20 protein-coding genes are annotated in these 19171 nt (G+C 65.1%); 9 read left to right on the top strand and 11 right to left on the bottom strand.

Annotated features, from left to right (window positions below; genetic code table 11):
• Window positions 1–6: 6 nt before the first annotated feature.
• Window positions 7–666, top strand: a complete 660-nt coding sequence (locus AC1DVR_RS14410) for a response regulator (RefSeq protein ID WP_478001284.1) — start codon at window positions 7–9, stop codon at window positions 664–666.
• Window positions 666–2015 carry a sensor histidine kinase gene (locus tag AC1DVR_RS14405; RefSeq protein ID WP_478001283.1) on the top strand — a complete coding sequence of 450 codons (1350 nt, stop codon included), beginning with the start codon at window positions 666–668 and terminating at the stop codon, window positions 2013–2015. The genes AC1DVR_RS14410 and AC1DVR_RS14405 overlap by 1 nt, the downstream gene beginning before the upstream one ends.
• A gap of 810 nt (window positions 2016–2825) precedes the next feature.
• Here the strand turns inward: AC1DVR_RS14405 and iolG are convergent.
• The 8 genes from iolG to AC1DVR_RS14365 all read right to left on the bottom strand — a co-directional run bounded on the left by iolG (window position 2826) and on the right by AC1DVR_RS14365 (window position 9827).
• On the bottom strand, window positions 2826–3827 hold the full coding sequence (iolG, locus tag AC1DVR_RS14400; RefSeq protein ID WP_478001282.1) for an inositol 2-dehydrogenase: 1002 nt from the start codon (window positions 3825–3827) through the stop codon (window positions 2826–2828).
• 15 nt (window positions 3828–3842) lie between these two features.
• Window positions 3843–4652 carry a 3-methyl-2-oxobutanoate hydroxymethyltransferase gene (locus tag AC1DVR_RS14395; RefSeq protein WP_478001281.1) on the bottom strand — a complete coding sequence of 270 codons (810 nt, stop codon included), beginning with the start codon at window positions 4650–4652 and terminating at the stop codon, window positions 3843–3845.
• Window positions 4653–4654: 2 nt separating this feature from the next.
• A complete protein-coding gene (locus AC1DVR_RS14390) occupies window positions 4655–5428 on the bottom strand; it encodes a TIM barrel protein (RefSeq protein ID WP_478001280.1) in 774 nt (257 codons plus the stop codon).
• Window position 5429: 1 nt separating this feature from the next.
• A complete protein-coding gene (locus AC1DVR_RS14385; RefSeq protein WP_478001279.1) occupies window positions 5430–5741 on the bottom strand; it encodes a MocE family 2Fe-2S type ferredoxin in 312 nt (103 codons plus the stop codon).
• Between the two features lie 99 nt (window positions 5742–5840).
• The gene (locus AC1DVR_RS14380; protein WP_478001278.1) at window positions 5841–6644 is read right to left on the bottom strand and encodes an ATP-binding cassette domain-containing protein; all 804 of its coding nucleotides are present in this window, start codon (window positions 6642–6644) and stop codon (window positions 5841–5843) included.
• Window positions 6644–7651, bottom strand: a complete 1008-nt coding sequence (locus tag AC1DVR_RS14375; protein ID WP_478001277.1) for an ABC transporter permease — start codon at window positions 7649–7651, stop codon at window positions 6644–6646. Before AC1DVR_RS14375 ends, AC1DVR_RS14380 begins: the two co-directional genes overlap by 1 nt.
• A gap of 59 nt (window positions 7652–7710) precedes the next feature.
• The gene (locus tag AC1DVR_RS14370; RefSeq protein ID WP_478001276.1) at window positions 7711–8676 is read right to left on the bottom strand and encodes a sugar ABC transporter substrate-binding protein; all 966 of its coding nucleotides are present in this window, start codon (window positions 8674–8676) and stop codon (window positions 7711–7713) included.
• A gap of 143 nt (window positions 8677–8819) precedes the next feature.
• Window positions 8820–9827 carry a sterol desaturase family protein gene (locus AC1DVR_RS14365; protein ID WP_478001275.1) on the bottom strand — a complete coding sequence of 336 codons (1008 nt, stop codon included), beginning with the start codon at window positions 9825–9827 and terminating at the stop codon, window positions 8820–8822.
• 318 nt (window positions 9828–10145) lie between these two features.
• Here AC1DVR_RS14365 and AC1DVR_RS14360 point away from each other — a divergent pair, with 318 nt between their 5' ends.
• A complete protein-coding gene (locus AC1DVR_RS14360; RefSeq protein WP_478001274.1) occupies window positions 10146–11180 on the top strand; it encodes a LacI family DNA-binding transcriptional regulator in 1035 nt (344 codons plus the stop codon).
• Window positions 11181–11662: 482 nt separating this feature from the next.
• Here the strand turns inward: AC1DVR_RS14360 and AC1DVR_RS14355 are convergent, their stop codons facing one another.
• Window positions 11663–12643, bottom strand: coding sequence for an SDR family oxidoreductase (locus AC1DVR_RS14355; RefSeq protein ID WP_478001273.1), 981 nt, complete (start codon window positions 12641–12643; stop codon window positions 11663–11665).
• An 83-nt stretch (window positions 12644–12726) separates the two neighbouring features.
• Here AC1DVR_RS14355 and AC1DVR_RS14350 point away from each other — a divergent pair, with 83 nt between their 5' ends.
• The gene (locus AC1DVR_RS14350) at window positions 12727–13107 is read left to right on the top strand and encodes a winged helix-turn-helix transcriptional regulator (protein WP_478001272.1); all 381 of its coding nucleotides are present in this window, start codon (window positions 12727–12729) and stop codon (window positions 13105–13107) included.
• Window positions 13108–13125: 18 nt separating this feature from the next.
• Here AC1DVR_RS14350 and AC1DVR_RS14345 read toward each other — a convergent pair whose 3' ends face one another.
• Window positions 13126–14031: a LysR family transcriptional regulator gene (locus AC1DVR_RS14345; protein ID WP_478001271.1), complete on the bottom strand. Its 906-nt coding sequence runs from the start codon at window positions 14029–14031 to the stop codon at window positions 13126–13128.
• Between the two features lie 113 nt (window positions 14032–14144).
• Between AC1DVR_RS14345 and AC1DVR_RS14340 the strand changes: the two genes are divergently transcribed.
• From AC1DVR_RS14340 to AC1DVR_RS14320, 5 genes are all read left to right on the top strand, one after another.
• Entirely contained in the window at window positions 14145–14897 is a 753-nt protein-coding gene (locus AC1DVR_RS14340; protein ID WP_478001270.1) for an SDR family oxidoreductase, read from the top strand.
• A gap of 74 nt (window positions 14898–14971) precedes the next feature.
• Window positions 14972–15388: a nuclear transport factor 2 family protein gene (locus AC1DVR_RS14335; protein WP_478001269.1), complete on the top strand. Its 417-nt coding sequence runs from the start codon at window positions 14972–14974 to the stop codon at window positions 15386–15388.
• A 38-nt stretch (window positions 15389–15426) separates the two neighbouring features.
• A complete protein-coding gene (locus AC1DVR_RS14330) occupies window positions 15427–16725 on the top strand; it encodes an epoxide hydrolase family protein (RefSeq protein ID WP_478001268.1) in 1299 nt (432 codons plus the stop codon).
• A gap of 152 nt (window positions 16726–16877) precedes the next feature.
• Window positions 16878–17312, top strand: coding sequence for a DoxX family protein (locus AC1DVR_RS14325; protein WP_478001267.1), 435 nt, complete (start codon window positions 16878–16880; stop codon window positions 17310–17312).
• Window positions 17313–17365: 53 nt separating this feature from the next.
• The gene (locus AC1DVR_RS14320) at window positions 17366–17995 is read left to right on the top strand and encodes a glutathione S-transferase family protein (RefSeq protein ID WP_478001266.1); all 630 of its coding nucleotides are present in this window, start codon (window positions 17366–17368) and stop codon (window positions 17993–17995) included.
• A gap of 185 nt (window positions 17996–18180) precedes the next feature.
• Here the strand turns inward: AC1DVR_RS14320 and AC1DVR_RS14315 are convergent.
• Window positions 18181–19171, bottom strand: a 991-nt coding sequence (locus AC1DVR_RS14315; protein ID WP_478001265.1) for a VCBS domain-containing protein, incomplete at its 5' end; no start/stop codon positions are given.

Raw genomic sequence — 19171 nt, 5'->3', positions numbered from 1 at the left:
CGCCCGATGCGGCTGTTGATCGTGGAGGACGAGCCCCTTTTGGCCGAGCAGATCCGCCGGGTGCTTGAATCCGAGGGCCGCGTAGTCGACGTGGTGCATGACGGCGTGCAGGCCGCCCATCTTGGCGAGGTGGAGCCCTATGATGCCATCGTGCTCGACATCGGCCTGCCCGGGCGCGATGGGCTTTCGGTGCTGAAGGAATGGCGTGCCACGGGGGTCGCCACCCCGGTCCTGATCCTGACGGCGCGGGATGGCTGGTCCGAACGGGTGGATGGGCTCGATGCCGGGGCGGATGATTATCTCACCAAGCCGTTTCACATGCGCGAACTTTCGGCCCGCATCCGGGCCATGCTGCGGCGCGCGACCGGGCAAGCCAACCCGGTCTTCGAAAAGGACGGCGTCGTGTTCGACAGCCGGACCAGCCGCACCATGCTCGAAGGCCTGCCGGTCGACCTCACGGTGCAGGAGACGGCGGTGCTCTCCTATCTCTTCCACCACGCGGGCCGCCTCGTGTCGCGCACCGAATTGTCCGAGCACATCTATTCGCATGACAGCGACCCGGATTCCAACACCATCGCCGTCTTCGTCACCCGGCTGCGCAAGAAACTCGGGGCCGGGCTGATCCAGACCGTGCGCGGCGCGGGCTACACGATCGGCCGCGACTGATGGGGTCGCTGCGCCGCCGCGCCTTGATCAACGCCGTGGCGGCGGCGGCCCTTTCGGTGGCGGTCGTGTCGTTCGCCCTCTTCGCCTATATCGACGCCGTGACGCTGAAACGCTTCGACCGCGAGTTGCAGGATCGCCATGCCCAGCTTGTCGTCGCCCTGAGCGACGATGCCCGCGATCAGGCGGCGCTGGAAAAGGTCCTGATCGACCCGGCCTACCAGCGCCCCTATTCGGGCCGGTATTGGCAGGCCAGGTCCCCGGATGGCACCGTCTATACCTCGCCCTCGCTGTTCGGGGCGATCCTGGCCGCACCGACACCGGCCACGGATCGTCTGGTCAGCTGGATCGGCCCGGCCCCCGAGGATGGCGAATTGCGCGGGATGCAGCAGAACATCACGCTGGAGGATGGCGCGGTCTGGACCGTGACGGTGGCCGAAACGCTGAACGAACTGCTGGCCGAACGGCAGGAGACGCGCAACAGCCTGCTGATCGCCTTTGGCATCGTGGTGGCCTTCGGCCTCGTCAGCGCCTGGTTGCAGATGGCGGTCGTGCTGCGCCCCCTGACGCGCCTGCGCGAAGAAGTCGCCTCGCGCTGGGACCGCGATGCCCGGCTTGACCCGCAGGATTACCCCTCGGAAGTGGCGCCCCTGGTGGCCGATATCGACGTGCTTCTGGCCCGCAACAAGGAGACGGTCGCCCGCGCCCGCCGTCAGGCCTCCGACCTCGCCCATGCGCTCAAGACGCCCGCGGCCATTCTGCGCAACGAATTGGTCTCGCTGGAGGAAACCGGGCAAGAGGTCGGGCCCGCGCTCGACGCGCTGGACCGGCTCGATGCGCAACTGACGCGGTCGCTGGCCCGGATGCGCGCCATCCACTCGGCCGAAGGCGCGGGCGGGCCGATCAACCTCGCCCAGACGGTGGACCGGCTGGGGCGGCTCTTCGGCGCGATGTGCGCACGGCAGGGCAAAAGGCTGGAGATCGCGACCGCGCCCGACCTGCAGGTCCGGATGGACCCGCAGGATCTGGAGGAGGTGCTGGGCAACCTTTTGGACAATGCGCTGAAATGGGGCCGCTCAACCATCCGCCTCGGCGCCTATGCCGAGCCCGGCGGCGTGGTGCTTTACGTCGAAGACGACGGCCCCGGCATCCCCGAGGCGGAACGGGCCCGCGTCCTGGAAAGCGGCGCGCGGCTCGACCTTTCCGTGCCGGGCGCGGGCCTCGGCCTGGCAATCGCCGCCGACCTGGTCATCGCCTATGGAGGCCGCCTGGAGCTCGCCCCCTCCCCCCGATGCGGCGGGCTTCTTGCCGCGATCCACCTGCCGTCCCATGCGGGACTGTTGCGCGGGTGAAAGGCGGTGCCAAACCGGGGTTCTTCCCGGTCGCCCCCCTGACCGTGTGGCGCAGGCCGAACGACCGACGTTGTGCGCGCCATCCCGAGCGAAAGCCCAAGGATGCGAGCTGCCACCCATCGCGGAAGAAGCCCCGTCCTTGCTGAAGGGACTGCGGTCAGCAACCAATTGCGCAGGGTGTTCCGCCAGCCTGCGATCATCGCCGCCACCTGGAAGCCCGCAAAGGACCAGGGCAGCACATCGCCGACGCCGAGGTCCACGCGGCGCTCATCCAGCTTGATCCCCTGTGGCAGGAACTTTCCCCCGCCGGACAGGCCCGCATCGTCGGGTTGCCAACCGTGCGGACCGACAAAGCCACCAAGGACATGGGGCTTCGGCTTCGGGGAGATGGCCTGTCCCGACTGGCCCGCGAGATGCGGGTGCGGAAGCTGGCATGAAGATCGACGGGCGCCCGGCAGACAGGGTCACGATTCCGGTGCCGCTCCGCCTCGGCAACCCGGGCGGACACGAGGCGGTGGGGCCGCCAGAAGGAGATGTTGGTGAGTGGGCATTTCGTGACCACTGGGGACTTGGCCGACCACAAGAAGATCGCTCCACCCGGCATGACGCGGATCATGCGCTTGACGCGGCTTGTGCCAGAGATCGTCGAAGCCATCATGGAAGGGCCCTGCGGGCTGGGCTTTGCGCTCTTGCTTGAGCCGTATCCAGCTGCCTGGTCAGGGCAGTTCTCGAACCTCGCATGGCGGCACCGGGTCGGGAAGCGGTCGTTCAGGCCCCGGGCGACGGACGCCCGCTTCCCGCCATCTTGTGTCAGGCGAGGATATGCGGCACCGGCACCGGCGCGCCGGATTTCAGCGACAGGCTTGCGGCCTCGGCCATGGCCAGGGCCGCGACACCATCGGCCAGGGTGACGGGCAGGACAGAGCCCGCGTTGACAGCCTCCACGAAGGCCGCCCATTCGGCGCGGTAGGCGGGCATGTAGCGTTCCAGGAAGAAATAGGTCGGCTTGGCCCCGGTCACCCCGGCCACGGTCGATTTGACCACGGTGTTTTCCAGCATGTTCTGCGCCTGCAGCAGACCTTCCGAGCCGAGCAGTTCCACCCGCTGGTCATAGCCGTAAACCGCCCGGCGCGAGTTCTTGATGACCGCGATCCGCCCGTCGGCATAGGTCAGGGTGACAACGGCCGTGTCCACGTCGCCCGCAGCCCCGATGGCGGGATCGACAATGCTGGTGCCCACCGCCGAAACCGTCGCAGGCGCTGCCCCCATCAGGAAATTCGCCATGTCGAAGTCATGGATCATCATGTCGCGGAACAGCCCGCCCGAAACCTTGATATAGGCGACCGGCGGCGGGGCCGGGTCGAAAGAGGTGATCGAGAGCAGTTCCGGCTTGCCGATCTCGCCCTTGTCGAGCGCGGCCTTCAGCGCCGCGAAGTTCGGGTCAAAGCGGCGGTTGAAGCCGATCATCACCGGGCGGCCATGGCCCGCCACCACCTTCTGGCAGGCCCGCGCCCGCGCCAGCGACAGATCGACCGGCTTTTCGCACAGAACGGCCTTGCCGGCGGCGGTGGCCCGCTCGATCAGGTCGGAATGGGTGTCGGTCGAGGTGGCGATCAGCACCGCGTTGATCGAGGCATCGGCGAGGATATCCTCGGTCGTGCGCACCGCGGCGTCGTATTGGGCGGCGAGCTTGGCCGCAGCCTCGGCATTGATGTCCGCGACGGCGACCAGACGGCTGCCGGGATGGGTGGAAATGGCGGTGGCATGGACGCCGGCGATGCGGCCGGCGCCAAGAAGTGCGGTGTTGAGCATGTGTTATCCTTGAGGTTACAGGCCGAGGCCGGCCTTGAAAGCGTCGAATTCGGCGTCTTGCATCGGCACGTTGTGTTGCGCTTGCGGATAGGCGCCGGTGTTCACATCCGCGATGAACTCGCGGAAGGCCGCCACCCGTTCGGCCTGCAGGCGGGCATATTCGGCGGCAAAGTTGCGGTAGGTCTTGGCGTGGCGCGGGCGGTGGCCATTGGTGCAGCCCAGCACATCCTCGGCGAAAAGGTATTGCGCGTCGGCGCCGGGACCGGCGCCCATGCCCAGCATGATCATCGCGGTGTTCTTCGAGATCATCTCGCCCAGGCGGTCAGGCACCACCTCCAGCTCGGCGCCAAAGCAGCCGATGGCTTCCAGCTGCTTGACGTGATCCCAGACGGCGCGCGCCTCAGCAGCCGTCTTGCCCACCGCACGCCAACCGGTCCAGGTGATATAGGAGGGGATCAGCCCGACATGCGCCACGATCGGCACATGGTTGTCGCAGAGCGCCTTCTGGATATCGAGGCTCGCCGCGCAATAAAAGCAATCGCCCCCCATCGCGGTGAATTTGAAGGCGGCGCGCAGGTAATCTTCCGCCGTCGCCAGCCCGCCATAGGGGCCGTAAGGCAGGCCGACCTGGACAAAGCACTTGCCCGCCGCCTCGCGCATTTCGGGGCTGAAGAAGCGGCTTTCGATCGACAGCATATGGATGCCCGCCGCATCCGCCGCCGCCGCTTCCTCCAGCGTGGTGACGTAGAGCATCGAGATTTTCTCGCCGCCCGCCTTCATGGCGCGGATGTCGGCGACGTTGGGGCGGTTGTGAAACTGGACCATGATTACACCGTGAATGCGTGGCGGAAAGCGTCGAGGGCGGCTTCCTCGTCGCCCCTGGCGAAAGCTTCCATCCCGACCGGGCCGGAATAGCCCATCGTCGTCAGTGCCTTGGCCACACCGGCATAGTTGATCTCGCCCGTGCCCGGCTCGCAGCGGCCCGGATTGTCGGCCACCTGAACCTCGCCGATCCAGGGCAGACAGGCCTCGCACCAGCGGATCAGATCGCCCTCGCCGATCTGGGTGTGGTAGAGGTCGAGGTTGATGCGCAGCTGCGGGCGGTTGACGGCAGAGACCAGCGCCAGCACGGCGGCGGTCGAGCCGAAGGGGCAGCCGGGATGGTCGATCGGGTTGAGGTTTTCCAGCGTGAAAACCTGGCCCTCGACTTCGGCCAGATCGCAGATACGGTGGAGCGTGTCGCGGGCGCGCTGCTCCATCCCGGGGGCGAAGGCGCCGATCCGTGGGATCGGGATGCCCATGTCGCCGAGCCCGGTGCCATGCAGGTTCAGCCGGTGAACGCCCAGCCGCTTGCCGATCTTGGCGGTCTCGGCCGCCGAATCCAGCAGCATGGCACAGCCTTCGGCATCGGTCAGGCGGCCTTCAAGATAGCCGTTCATGATGGTGAAGGTGGCGCCGGTCGCCTCCAGCTTCTTCAGATCCCAGGCGGGCCAGTTCCACAGGCCGACACCGAAGCCCATCTCTCTCAGGCGGCTCGCGCGCCAGTCGATCGGGCGGTCGCGCCACAGCATTTCCGCACAGGCGGCGAGTTGGAAGCTCATGTCAGATCTCGATATACACTTGGCCGTCTTCGACCTTGACGGGATAGGAGCGCAGATTGATGCAGGCCGGGGCGCGTTTCGCCTCGCCGGTGCGGTAGTCAAAGACGCCGTTGTGCTTGGGGCATTCGACGGTGAAATCCATCACCAGCCCGTCGCAGAGATGCACCTTTTCATGGCTGCAATGGCCATCGGTGGCGTGGAATGTGTCGTCCGGGCTGCGGTAGATGCAGAAGGACTGGCTGCCGTGGTCAAAACGGATCAGGTCTTCAAGGTCGATGTCGCCTGTCGCACAGGCGCGGGTCCAGGTTGCCATTGTCATGCCTAAGGTTCGGGATCTTGGGGGTCGGGAGCCGCAGTGCGGCGCCCGGCTTGGGGTTGCCTGCCACGGGGGAAACCCGGAGCAAGCGAAACGTCACTGCGCCGCCATCTGAGCCTCGATCTCGGCCTCGAGCGAGGCCATCGAGGCGCCGCCGGCCATGAGGTCGGTGATCTCCTCGCGGGTTTTCTCGCCCTTGCGGAAATCGGCGGCGACCGCGCCACGGATCAGCACGGCGAAATGGTCGCCCACGGCCATGGCATGCATGACCTGATGGGTGATGAAGATCACTGCCAGCCCGCGCTTCTTCGCCTCGTTCACGATGCGCAGGACGTGGGTGGCCTGCTTGACGCCAAGGGCGGCGGTCGGTTCATCCAGGATCAGCACGCGGGCGCCGAAATGGACGGCGCGGGCAATGGCCAGCGCCTGGCGCTCGCCCCCAGACAACCCGCCGACCAGGCGATCGCCGTCGTCGATCCGGGTGATGCCGAAGTTCTGCACGGCCTTGACCGCGATCTCGTTGGCTTTCTTGCGGTCGTAGATCTTCAGCGGGCCGAACCAGCGGGTCGGCTCGCGCCCGACAAAGAAGCTGCGGCCGATCGACATCAGGGGGAAGGTGCCGCCGAACTGGTGCACAGTGGCGATGCCATGGTCGGCAGCCTCGCGCGGGCTTTTGAAATGGACGGGGGTGCCGTCCATCACCATCTGCCCCGAGGACGGCCGGTGGACGCCCGACAGGAGCCGGATCACCGTGGACTTGCCGGCGCCGTTGTCGCCCAGAAGGCAGAGGACCTCGCCGGCCTTCACGTCAAGATTGATGTCATGCAGCACGTCGATCGGGCCGAAGCTCTTGTTGATGCCCTGCAGGGACAGGATGGTCTTCCCGGTGTCCTGGCCCATCATTTGGCCCCTTTCTTCGGCGCGGCGGACAGCGCCATCTTGCGGAAGGTGTTGTTCATCAGAACCGCGCAGAGCAGCAGCACCCCGATGATCAGCGAAGACCAGTTGCGGTCGAAATTGGTGTAGTAGATGCCCTGGTTGACGATGGCGAAGGTGATGGTGCCGAAGAAGATCCCGATGATCGACCCGAAGCCCCCGGTCAGCAGCACGCCCCCCACCACCACCGAGATGATCGCGTTGAAGATGAAGCTTTGCCCACCCGCCACCTGGGCCGAGTTGTAAAGGATCGCCTGGCACATGCCGACGAAGGCCGCCGAGGTCGAGGAGAGCACGAACAGCAGGATCGTCATCCGCTCGGTCGGGATGCCGGCATTGCGGGCGGACACCTTGTCGCCGCCCATGGCGAAGATCCAGTTCCCGTAGCGCGAGAAGTGGACGAAGTAGACATAGGCCATGGCGATCACCAGCCACCACAGCACCATGGCCTGAACCTGCCCGCCGAGGATGAAATCGCCGAACAGGGCCTTGGCCGGCCCCTCGACCTTCAGCGCGACCGAGGTGGATTTGGTGATCAGCACGGTCAGGCCCAGCACGATGCCCTGCACGGCAAAGAGGCTGCCCAGGGTCACGATCAGCGAGGGGACGGCGGTGCGGATCACCATGAAGCCGTTGATCAGCCCGACGAGCAGGCCCAGCCCCAGGGCTGCCGCGACGCCCAGCCAGATCGACATTCCGTAATGGCCGGAAATCACCGCCACGGTCATGGCGCCAAAGGGCACCATCGCGCCGACCGAGATATCAAGCTCTCCGGCGATCATCAGAAGGCCGACCGGGATGGCGATCACGCCCAGGTTGGCGGCGACGTTCATCCAGCTGGACATGCCGCCCGGTGTCAGAAAGGTCAGCCCGCCGAAGATGGCGAAAAAGCCGAGGACGGCGGCAAGGCCAAGGAAGGCCCCGGCTTCAGGACGGCGCAACAGGCCGCCCAATGCGGAATTGCTGTTCATGGGGCTCCCCCGAGGATGTGAAGAGGCCCGCCGGTCGTGCGGCGGGCCGGGTCAGTGGGTCAGCGCGCGCCCTTGGACACGCCGGCCAGGGTGGCCTCGATGTTGGAGGCGTCGACGATGCCCGGGCCGGTCAGCACCGGGTTGGTGGGCAGAACCGTGCCAAAGTCGATGGCCGATGCCAGAAGGCTGACGGCCAGATAGGATTGCAGGTAGGGCTGCTGGTCGATCGCGAACATCTGCGTGCCGCCCTTGATGCGGTCCAGCCCGGCCTTGTTCATGTCGAAGGTGCCCAGCATCGCCTTGCCGGTCTTGCCGGCCTGATCGATCGCGATGGCGGCGCTGTCGGCGTCTCCGGCCGAGATGGTGATCACGCCGTCGATGCTGTCATCCTTGATCATCTCGGCCTTGATCGCCTCGGCCACGGCGGTCGGGTCACCGAACGAGGTCGAGGGCAGCGGCAATTGCGCGCCCTTGCCGCCGGCGGCGGTGATGCCGTCGATCACACCCTTGCAGCGCGCCTCGATATTGGCGGTGCCGGGCAAGGTGTTGACGCAAAGGACATTCTTCTGGCCATGGGCACCGAAATAGGCGCCACCGGCCTGGCCCGCGACATATTCGTCGGAGCCGACATAGTTGATGGCCCCCAGCTCCTTGGCCTTTTCGGCGCCGCCGGCGTTCATCAGGATCACCTTGATCCCTGCCGCCACCGCCTGCTTGATCGCCGGGTCCTCGGCCTCGGCCACCCAATCGGGGATCACCAGCCCATCGACCTTCTGGCTGATCGCGGTCTGGATCAGTTGCACGACATCGGGGGCGAAGTTGTCGTAATTGACCAGGCGCAGGTAGTTGACCGTGCCGCCATTGGCCACGACCGCCGGGGTGGCATCATCGATGCCCTTCTTGATGATGTTCCAGAAAGCATCGTCGTTCGAGCCGCCGATCACCGCGATATCGGCGGCGCTGGCCGTGGTGGCCATCAGCGCCATGACGGCGGTGGCCCGCAGCAAGGTCTTGGTCAGTGTCATGTCAGTCTCCTCCCTTGTGTCGCCCGAAGGCAGTCTTGAAACCGGGGTTTCAGGTGATGGCGCCCTTTGCGGGCTGCCCTTGTGTTCGTTCCGCCTCCTCCCGGGCCGAAGTCGTTCCTGCAATCTCAGAGGGTAGCCAGGCCCTATTTCGCCGCATTCAGCCGGGCCTTCTTCTTCTGAAAGCGGGCATCCATCCGGGCCTCGCCTTCCTTGGTGCCGTCGTGCCAATAGCCGAACCACTTGTCCAAGGGGATCAGGCCGTCGCCGCCGTAATTCACCTCGAAATACTTGTGGTGCAGGTAATGGGCATAGGCGTGGCTTTCGAGCGGGGTGTCCTCGGTGATCTCCAGCTTGTCAAAGCCGATATGGCCGTTGATCGCACCGAACCCGGCCGAGTGCAGCTGGAACAGCGCCACGATCGGATTGGACGGGATCACCAGGTGCCAGAAGGCCACGGCATGGTACAGGAACCCTTCCACCGGATGCATCGACAGCGACGACCAGGGCGAGGGGTTGACCGAGTTGTGATGCACCGAATGCACCCATTTATAAAGGAAAGGCGTGTGGATCAGCCGGTGGATGCAGAAGAAATGCACCTCGTGGATAACCGGCACCAGCAGCGTCAGCACGGCCAGGTAAACTGGATGATCGGCCCAGGTCAGCCAGGGCACATAGCCCTTGGCGAAAGCATGCAGGAAGATCACCTCGACCAGCGTCCAGAGCGGGATCGAGAAGAAGAACGAGCGCAGGAAGTTGTCGATGTTCTGGCTCTTGAACCAGAAGACGTCCGAGGGCTGGTCGGCCGGGAACTTGCCGTTGTACTTGAACCGGGTGCCCTGCTTGCGCTTAACGTACCAGAACAGCTCGACCGAGCCATACATGACGAAAATCGCCGCCGCATTCACCGCATAAAGCCAAAGCGCCCAGCCGAAGCCGAGGGTCTTCATCGTCTCGACATCGGGGATGATGAAATACCAGTAAAGCAGCGTCGTCGCCATGTGGAAGGCATTCCACGGCCACAGGTAGTCGAGCACGAAACGCAGGAATTTCATTGGGTTGAAGGGCCAGGCCCAGCTGGAGGCAATCTCCAGGGCCGCGCTCGGGGCCCAGTCTCCGCGCTTGTTGCGTGTGCCGAATTTCAGATCGTCCATCTCATCCCTCCCCCCGGCACGTCGCGCCGAATCCATTCCGTTCAGACAGGTCGACAGGCACCGCCGCAGGCTGCAGCGGGGCATGGCAGGGCCGTCTTCGGTGCGCGCGGGGCGCAGCCGGACATGCCATGAAGCCTGTCGGTGTCGTTGTTTCCCTCCGAAGCTGCCTTGACCCTTGGGCCCGGGCACCTCGTCCTTGCCGCAGACATTGCCAGCTTGACGGCTGTTGAATCAAGGTGCGATGTTGTGTCGCAATTCATTTCGTCTCACCGTATCAAAGATGAGGTGAAATGTGATATGAAATGAGATGATCTCGCCATGACGCGCCCAACCATCCCTGATCTGGCCAAGGCGGCAGGCGTCTCGGTCGCCACCGTCAACCGGGTTCTGGCCGGGGCCGAAAAGGTCCGCGCGCCGACGCGGCTTCTGGTGCAGGAGGCCGCGGAACGTATTGGATTCTACGGGCTTGCGACCATTCAGGCCAAGGTCTCGGCCAGCCGCCCGCGCTTTCGCTTCGGCTTCCTTTTGCTTCAGCCGCACCGGCAATTCTACCAGAACTGCGCCGCAGCCATCCGCGACGCCGCCAGCGCCGTCGCGGACACCGGGGTCGAGGTCGAGGTGCGCATCGAGTTTCTTGAAGACCTGTCGCCGCAGAACACCGCCGCCCGCGCCCTGGCCCTGGGCGAGCAGTGCGATTCGATCTGCCTGACCAGCGCGGTGCATCCCGCCGTGACGCAGGCGGTCGAAACCCTGCAGGGCCGCGGGCTGCCGGTCTTTGCCCTGGTCGCGCAGCTTTCGGCGGCGGGCCTCGTGCATTATGTCGGGCTCGACAACTGGAAGGTCGGGCGCACCTCGGCCTGGGCGATCGAGGGCCTGTGCAAGCGGCCCGGCAAGATCGGCATCCTGATGGGCAACCCGCGCTACCGCAATCAGGAGATGAACGAGGCCGGGTTCCGGTCGTACTTCCGCGAACATGCGCCGGAGTTCACCTTGCTCGAACCGCTCTCGACCTTTGAATCCGGGGCGGTGGCCGAAGAGATGACCGAAAAGCTGCTGCGCGAGCATCCCGACCTGACCTCGCTCTTCGTGTCCGGCGGCGGCATCAGCGGCGCGATGGCGGCAGTGCGCGCCTCGGGCCGGGCGTCGGAGCTGGTGGTGGTCGGCTATGACCTGATGGACAGCACCCGCGCAGGGCTGCTGGACGGCACGCTGAAACTGGTGATCGCCCATCCCCTGCGCCAATTGGCCGACGAGTTGATCCGCGGCATGATCCGCGCGACGCGGTCGCCCTACGACGGGGTGAACCACACCCGGATCGTGCCCTTCCAGATCTACACGAGGGAGAATATCTGAAGCGGCCCGGCGCCCAGACGCGGAGGCGCGGCCGGGGATCCGCCTTTTGACCTCCGTCAGACCCACCAGACCCGCAGGACCGAGGTCCGGATCAAGGCCTCGGGCATCCGGGGCTGTCACCACCTTCGCGGTGGCCGTGGCAAAGCGAGAACCGCCCTCGGCGCGGGCAGCGCAGTGTCAAGGCTCGCGGCTTGCCCCCTGCCCCGGCGTGCGCCCCCCGCGCCACTTGGTCCAACCCTGACAAGTGGCCGATGGCTCGCCAAGCCGCGGATGTCAGATGCCGGCGCGGGCATCACGCGACATGGGCGTTGACGCGAACGTACTGCCGAAGTCGATGCCGAAGATGGAGCCGGATTCTGTCCAGACGTGTCCCGGGCTCGGGCCGATGAAGCCCGAGCCACCCGAGATCAACCGGCTGCGCAAGGCGGTCGCCAAACTCAAGGTGAGGCACGAAGTGGCCCGGCGCTGGAAAAGGTTCGCGATCACACTCCACCGGTCAGCAATTTAAGCCGTATGAGGCTTTCGGCGCTGGCGATGATTGCTTCTGCACTTGGGCGCGGCGACCATCCCAGCCTCTGCCTGGCCCGCTCGCTGCTGGAGCGGCGACGAGGGGTGTCGGAGGAGACTGGCACGCTTCGGTCAGAGACACGGGCGGCCAGATCGCCGTAAGTTTCGCGCAAAATGGTGGCGACGTTCAACAGGGACAGGGGCTCACCACTGACGGCAATGAAACGTTCCCCTGCGGCAGCAGGCGCCGTCATCGCCCGCAAATGCAGGTCGGCCACGTCGCGGACGTCCACCACGCCGAACCACATATCGGGCAGCACGGGCGGGAAGGCGCCGTCCAGCAAGCCCTTGACGATTTGGAGGGAGGTCGAAAGCTGAGGACCGAGCGCAGGTCCGAATATTCCGGTCGGGTTGACGACGCTGAGTTCGGGCGACCCGTTTTCTCGCACGAAGTCCCACGCCGCGCGTTCCGCGATGGTTTTTGACAGAATGTAGGGTTGGTTCCGAGAGGTGACGGGCGTCCAGTCCGCCTCGGTGTAGACATGGCTTGCTGGCTCCGGACCGTAGCCTATGGCGGCAAAGGACGAGGTGAGGACAACGCGCCGCACTCCGGCCTGACGGGCGGCACGAAGAACCCGCAAGGTCCCGTCGCGCGCCGGCGCAATCAGGTCATTCGGGTCGTCCGGCTGGACAGAGGGAAACGGCGAAGCGGTGTGCAAGACATAGTCGCAACCCGCGACGGCATCGGCCCAGCCCGCGTCATCCTTCAGATCTGCGGCATGAAAGCTGACCTCGCATTTCGGATCGACACCCGCCGCCGCGAGCATCGAGCGGACCTCACCCGCCTTGTCCGGATTGCGCAGCGTCGTGCGAACCTCGTGCCCTGCGGCCAGTGCCGCGGCGATGCAATGGCTGCCAAGGAAGCCGGAGCCGCCCGTTACAAGAATTCTGCTCATAGGATCTACCCTCACTTTTCCTTGCGGCTACCCTTCGCGAACCATATGAAAAGTGGCAAGTAGGATGAATTTTCAGAGGTAGCATGAAAAACCAGACTATAGCGCCGCGGGTCTATGGCACGGCGTGTGACGGGTGTACGGGGCCCGAACCGATCGATGTCATGCGCTTTCAGCGGGCCATCAAGGCCATCACCGGCAAATGGAAAATCGAGATCGTGTGCAGCCTGGTCGGGGGCTCGATGCGTTTTGGTGAACTGCGCCGGGCGCTGCCGGGTATCACCCAGCACATGCTCACCGAACAGCTTCGCGACCTCGCGGGAAATGGCATCGTCATCCGCACGGCCTATGCCGAGATCCCGCCACGGGTCGAATACGCGTTATCTCAGGCGGGGATCGACCTCATGCCGACTTTTGCCACGCTGCGCGACTGGGCCATGCGCTACGAAGACCAGTTGACGCTTTAGGTTTCCAAACCTGTGGGGTCACATGCGCTTGCTCAGGGCGTCACGCGGGAACCCGGCCGCGAGATGGTCGATCAGCGCGCGGACGGCAGGTGACAGGCCCCTTCGCGTCGTGAAGACCAGGTGCACGGTCCCATGCATCCCGCGCCATGCCGGCAAGACACGGACGAGCTGTCCTGCCTCCAGGGCCTCGCGGCACACATGATCCGGCAGGTTCGCAATCCCCAGGCCAGCGATTGCCGCATCGCGCAGGGCCACCATGTCCTCGCATCCCATGCGCGGCTGGACACGGACAACGCTTCTGCGCCCCTCGTCGGTTTCAAGATGCCAGTCGAGATCGTCCGACGTGTCATCGGTTGCGAGTATCGGGAAGTCGGCCAGTTGTTCGATATTTTCCAGCTTGCTGGCAATCTGGGGACTGGCCACAAGAATCCGGATCGATATGCCGAGAGACCGCATGGTCAATGCGGCGTCCGAGGTGAGGCTGGCGCGCACGCGCAGCGCCAGATCGATGCGCTCTTCAATCAGGTCGACGGCCCGATCGGTCGCCACCAATTGCAGCCGGACTTTCGGGAAACGCGCCAGAAAGGATGAGATCAGCCCGGCAACGGGCGCCACCATCCCGGTCGGGCAACTGAAGCGGATGCGGCCATGCGGTTCGGCCTGCGCCTGGGCCACCACGGCTTCCGCCTGCTCGGCCTCTGCGAGCATGGCCCGGCAACGCTCGTAAAACGCCTGGCCAGTGTCCGTCACCCGGAACCGGCGGCTCGACCTTTCGATCAGGCGCAGGCCCAGCCGCTCCTCCAGACCCGCGATCCTGCGGCTGAGCTTGGACTTCGGCTCGCGCAGCGCCCGCCCTGCCGCGGCAAAACCGCCATGCGCAACGACTTCGGCGAAATAGGCGTAATCGTTGAGGTCAATCCGCATCATCGTTCTCCTGGTGGAACGCTAGGTGATGGATTTGCTAACTACAAGGATCATCGTTCCTCCTGCACATATGAAGGCAACGGCGCTTGGCCGCAGATGCAAGGAGAAAGACGATGACAGACAGGTTCAACAACAAGGTCGTGGTGGTCACGGGTGGCTCAAGCGGCATCGGTCTCGCCGCAGCGAAGGCGTTTTCCGCCGAGGGGGCCTCGGTCTTCATCACGGGCCGCCGCCAGGACGCGCTGGATGCCGCGGTGAAGCAGATTGGCGGACGCGTGACTGCGGTCCGGGGCGACATGGCAAACCTCGCCGATATCGACCGGCTCTATGATGTGGTTCAGCAGAACCACGCGCAGATCGACGTCCTGTTCGCCAATGCGGGCGGCGGCGAGATGTTAGCCCTCGGCGCGATCAGTGAGGACCATTACACGCGCACCTTCGACACCAACGTGAAGGGCGTGCTGTTCACCGTCCAAAAGGCGCTGCCGCTGCTGAAAGACGGCGCTTCGGTCATTCTGACCAGCTCGACGACCAGCATTTCGGGCACGCCGGCGTTCAGCGTCTACTCCGCGACCAAGGCTGCGGTGCGCAACTTTGCCCGCAACTGGATGCTTGATCTGAAAGACCGCCACATCCGCGTCAACGCAATCAGCCCCGGTGTCACGGACACCGCAGGCCTGGACGGATTGTTCGGCGGCGGCGCTCAGGCTCAGGGAACCCGGGATTATCTTGCAGGCCTGATCCCCGCAGGACGCGTCGGCCACCCTGACGAGATCGCCAGGGCCGTGCTGTTCCTCGCCTCCGACGACGCGAGCTTCGTCAACGGCATCGAACTCTTCGTGGATGGCGGCCTCGCCCAAATCTGAAGTTCCATTCGTCACCGCCGAACCTCGGCACCTGTCCCTGGCCGAGGTTCAGCGGCCTTACAAGGAAAGACATCATGATCCAATCCAAGGAATCCGCAGCCCGCATCCGCGACTTGCTTGACCGCAACCTTCAGGAGGTCTTCGGCGAGGGCGATGAACAGCGCCGCCGGGCGGCTATAGCCGAGCTTTGGGCCACGGACGGCGTGCTTTATGTGCCGCCCGGTGTGGTCACCGGCCATGACGCGATCAACCGCTTCGCCGGCGATCTGCGGGCGACGCATCCCCACTATGTTTACACACCGCATGGCAAGCCTCAGGTGCTGCACGACGCAGGTCGGCTGGCCTGGGGGTCCGGGCCGCGTGGCGCTGCGCCCGAATACACCGGCTGGGATGTGATCACCGTCCGCGACGGCAAGATCACAGCGCTTTACGTCTTCCTCGACGACACCTCGGAAGAGTTTCGCCGGGCGCGTGGCGAAGCCTCGACCTGACCCCTCCCCAACTGGCCCGCTAACGAAGGAGTTCTCCCGTGAACGCGCAACCTATTCCTGAAAAAATCGACGGTCCCACGCGGCGGCAGGCGCTGCTTGGTCTGGTGAATGGCCTGGCAATCGCAACCTTTGGCGGTTGGTCGTCGCGGGCCCTTGCCCAAAACGCGCCATCCGCCGTGGCCCCGGCGACCCCCGACATCGTTCCTTTTCAGGTCGCAGTCCCGCAATCGGCCATCGACGATCTCACGCTCCGCCTCAAGATGGTGCGCTTCCCCGAGAAGGAAACCGTGATCGACTGGACCCAAGGCGTCCCCTTGGACAAGGCCAGGGCGCTGATCACCTATTGGCGCGACAGCTACGACTGGCGGCGGTTCGAGCGGCGCATCAACGCGGTGCCGCAGTTCCGCACCGAGATCGACGGGCTCGGCATCCACTTCATACATGTGCGATCGAAACACAAGAACGCGCTGCCGATGATCCTGACCCATGGCTGGCCAGGGTCGATTGTGGAGTTCCTTGATGTGATTGGCCCCCTCACCGATCCCGAGGCGCATGGCGGCCGGGCAGAAGACGCATTCGATGTGGTCATCCCCTCGCTGCCGGGATTTGCCTGGTCCGACAAGCCCGGCGAGACCGGATGGACCGTCGAGCGTACGGCCCGCGCCTGGGCTACGTTGATGCAGCGTCTGGGCTATACGCGTTGGGTGGCCCAGGGTGGGGACTGGGGTTCGGGCGTCACGCATGCCTTGGCCCACCTGCGGCCCGAGGGGCTGGTGGCGGCGCATGTGAACTGGCAGTTCGTCGTGCCAGAGACTCTCCCCGTCGATCCGACCGCCGAAGAGCAGGCCGCCATTGACGGCATCAAACGCTTTACGGGCGACGGTTATGGGTATTTCCGCGAGCAAGCCACCCGGCCGCAGACGATCGGTTACGCGCTGGCCGATTCCCCCAGCGGACAAGCGACCTGGATTTACGAAAAATTCCAGGCTTGGACGGACAACCGGGGCGCCGCGGAAGATGCCCTGAGCCTCGACGCGATGCTGGATGACATTTCGATCTACTGGTTCACCAATTCGGCCGCATCCTCGGCCAGGTTCTATTGGGAGAATGCGCGCACCGGACGCGGCGTCAATGCCGGGCGCATCGACCTGCCAATGGCCGCGACCGTCTTCCCACATGAGATTTTCACGACCACCAAAGCATGGGCTCAGGCGCTTTGGCCCAATCTGTTCTACTGGAACAAGGTGGATCGCGGCGGGCACTTCGCAGCCTTCGAGCAACCCGCGCTGTTCACGGACGAGATGTGCAAGGCCTTCCGCACCATCCGCAGCCAATAACCCGAAACCTCGCGCCATCCCCCCGATCCGCGCGGCGCGGGCCTCTTGCCCCTCATCCGCATCTCCCCCGCTGCCGGGCACATGTCCGGTGCGGCAGCGGGACCATCCTGCCCGGACACATCTCACAAACCTCAGACAGAAGGACTTCAACCATGCCAACCCAATCCTTTGCCCCCGATGCCCAAGCCTCGGCGAGCGTTCCCCGGACACTTGCGATCCTGCCCGTCGCCGGGCGCGCGATGATCAGTGCGATCTTCATCCTGTCTGGCTTTTCGAAGATCGCGGCGCCGACCATGACGATCGATTACATCCAGTCGGTCGGGCTGCCGTTGCCGACCCTTGCCTTTGCCTTGTCGGCTTTCGTGGAGATCGTCGGGGGCATTGCCCTTCTGCTTGGCTACCGCACCCGCGTCGTCGCGGGCGTGCTGGCGGTGTTCTCTCTCGCAACGGCCCTGATGTTCCACAGCGCGCTCGGCGACCAGAACCAGTTCATTCACTTCTTCAAGAACATCGCCATGGCCGGTGGCCTGCTGCAGGTCATCGCCTTCGGCGCTGGACGCATCAGCCTCGATGCCCGCCGCGTCTGAGTGCAACCGGGAGCGGTCGAATACCGGCCCATTCCAAGCCACAGGAGTATGAAATGCTTGAGATTCATGCCTTTGCGACGCCCAACAGCGTCAAGGTCGTCATCGCCGCGGAAGAGATGGGCCTGCCGTACCGGCTCATCCCCATAGACCTGCGCCGCGGCGAGCAACGGAGTGACGCATTCGTCACGCTGAACCCCCACGGCAAGGTTCCGGTGCTGACGGACCGTGCGGCCGCGACGTGCCACGACGTGGTTCTCAGCGAATCCGCCGCAATCCTCGTCTATCTCGCGGAGAAGACCGAAAAGCTTCTTCCGGCGGACGCCATCCGGCGCAGCAAGGTGTTCGAACAGCTTTTCTTCCACGCTTCCGGCCTCAGCCCTGCCTTCCTTCAGGCCTTCCTGCTCAGACTTCAGAAAGAGCCAAAGGCTGAAGCCCAGGAGGCAAGCCGGAAAGAGATCGAGCGCGTGCTCACACTTCTCGACAAGACGCTGGAAAATCATCCCTTCGTCGCCGGCGGCGCATACACGATCGCCGACATCGCGCATTTCGGGTGGATATGGCGGCATGAGGCGCTTGGGGTGGATCTGGAACGATACACCCACGTCAAGCGCTGGTATGAAAGCGTCTTCGCGCGGCCGGCGGTGGTCACGGCCATCGCGAATACAACGGCACTCTCGCGCTGACCTCGTCATTGCCTCGGTCGGACAGTAGCAATTTGTCCCTTGGGTGCGTCGGCGAAGACAAAAATCCTGGGTCATCCCCCTTGATTTGTGAAGATGCCCCCAAGCTCTATCCAGCATGAGCGAGACTCCGGGGCTGGGTTGATCCGCCCCCCAACGTCGGATCGCCCCAAGGCGGAGCTTTCCGGCTAGGAATAGGAGGTGTCGTCCACCGGGTCCGGTGGGAGGTCAGCGACATGGATTTCATCGACCGGGATGCCGACGGCATGGGGGACGGCATCTGGCCCCGGATCGGGGACATCGACATCGGCCAGATCAAGCCCAAGCGCCAGCGTGTCGGGGAAGATGCCGTGGTCGGGCGGCATCATGGCCTCCGGCGCGACACCCACGCTGTCGAGATATTCCAACATCGACGCCCCCGGCTCCACCAGAACAATCGGCCCGGCGACCTGAGAAACCGCGTCGAGGTAATGTGCCATCGGATCGACCACCGGTTCCGCAAAGCCTTCGGTTGCCGGCGCCGCCTCCTGATGATCCGGCGCCTGCGCGGACAGGGTCGCGGGATCACCCAGCATGCCCCCACCGTCATGGGACGTTGCCGTAGCCAAATAGTGATCGAGGGCGGAGGGACCGGCGGAGGCGTTGCCTCCCTCACCCCAACCCATGGCAAGCACGCCGGCCTCCTGCAGCACTGCGTCCCCATCACCCGGGAGACCCGACACGCCAAGGCCCGAGCCGTCGTCGTCCAGCACGATCACGTGCTCCTCGGCCGTATCCGGAACAGACGCCTGCGCGTCATGCTGGACTGCGGCGACCGAAGCCGAACCACTGTCGCCCGCCCCGGTCACATCGATCGTCACCGTGTGGGTCGTCGTGGCGAAGTGGTCGTCGGTGACGCGGACCTCGAAGGTTTCCTGCGCGGGCTGGCCCGCGGTCAGCGCCTGCGTCTCCGGCCGGGAATTGTCCAGCGTGTAGGTCCAGTGCCCCTGCTGGTCCACGCTCAACGTGCCGTAGGTGCCGGTCGCGTGATCGGGAAGGTGCTCCAGGGGCACGCCGCTCTGGCCCGTTCCGGGCTGCGGGGCGGTGGTGGAGCCCACCGACCAGGTCTCCGGCGCCGCCGTCTGCAGCGCGGCGACCCGCGCACTGGTCATGTCGACATCCGTCACGCTGAGCGACCCC

It is taken from the genome of Rhodobacter sp. P2_H5 (assembly GCF_056403335.1).
Note: the sequence above shows the minus strand (reverse complement) of the source record. Positions and strands in the feature narration are given on the sequence as shown.

Bases quoted from the DNA above. Each gene is read 5' to 3' on its own strand.
- AC1DVR_RS14410 (WP_478001284.1), top strand. From the start codon at position 7: ATGCGGCTGTTGATCGTGGAGGACGAGCCCCTTTTGGCCGAGCAGATC.
- AC1DVR_RS14405 (WP_478001283.1), top strand. From the start codon at position 666: ATGGGGTCGCTGCGCCGCCGCGCCTTGATCAACGCCGTGGCGGCGGCG.
- iolG (WP_478001282.1), bottom strand. From the start codon at position 3,827: ATGCTCAACACCGCACTTCTTGGCGCCGGCCGCATCGCCGGCGTCCAT.
- AC1DVR_RS14395 (WP_478001281.1), bottom strand. From the start codon at position 4,652: ATGGTCCAGTTTCACAACCGCCCCAACGTCGCCGACATCCGCGCCATG.
- AC1DVR_RS14390 (WP_478001280.1), bottom strand. From the start codon at position 5,428: ATGAGCTTCCAACTCGCCGCCTGTGCGGAAATGCTGTGGCGCGACCGC.
- AC1DVR_RS14385 (WP_478001279.1), bottom strand. From the start codon at position 5,741: ATGGCAACCTGGACCCGCGCCTGTGCGACAGGCGACATCGACCTTGAA.
- AC1DVR_RS14380 (WP_478001278.1), bottom strand. From the start codon at position 6,644: ATGGGCCAGGACACCGGGAAGACCATCCTGTCCCTGCAGGGCATCAAC.
- AC1DVR_RS14375 (WP_478001277.1), bottom strand. From the start codon at position 7,651: ATGAACAGCAATTCCGCATTGGGCGGCCTGTTGCGCCGTCCTGAAGCC.
- AC1DVR_RS14370 (WP_478001276.1), bottom strand. From the start codon at position 8,676: ATGACACTGACCAAGACCTTGCTGCGGGCCACCGCCGTCATGGCGCTG.
- AC1DVR_RS14365 (WP_478001275.1), bottom strand. From the start codon at position 9,827: ATGGACGATCTGAAATTCGGCACACGCAACAAGCGCGGAGACTGGGCC.
- AC1DVR_RS14360 (WP_478001274.1), top strand. From the start codon at position 10,146: ATGACGCGCCCAACCATCCCTGATCTGGCCAAGGCGGCAGGCGTCTCG.
- AC1DVR_RS14355 (WP_478001273.1), bottom strand. From the start codon at position 12,643: ATGAGCAGAATTCTTGTAACGGGCGGCTCCGGCTTCCTTGGCAGCCAT.
- AC1DVR_RS14350 (WP_478001272.1), top strand. From the start codon at position 12,727: ATGAAAAACCAGACTATAGCGCCGCGGGTCTATGGCACGGCGTGTGAC.
- AC1DVR_RS14345 (WP_478001271.1), bottom strand. From the start codon at position 14,031: ATGCGGATTGACCTCAACGATTACGCCTATTTCGCCGAAGTCGTTGCG.
- AC1DVR_RS14340 (WP_478001270.1), top strand. From the start codon at position 14,145: ATGACAGACAGGTTCAACAACAAGGTCGTGGTGGTCACGGGTGGCTCA.
- AC1DVR_RS14335 (WP_478001269.1), top strand. From the start codon at position 14,972: ATGATCCAATCCAAGGAATCCGCAGCCCGCATCCGCGACTTGCTTGAC.
- AC1DVR_RS14325 (WP_478001267.1), top strand. From the start codon at position 16,878: ATGCCAACCCAATCCTTTGCCCCCGATGCCCAAGCCTCGGCGAGCGTT.
- AC1DVR_RS14320 (WP_478001266.1), top strand. From the start codon at position 17,366: ATGCTTGAGATTCATGCCTTTGCGACGCCCAACAGCGTCAAGGTCGTC.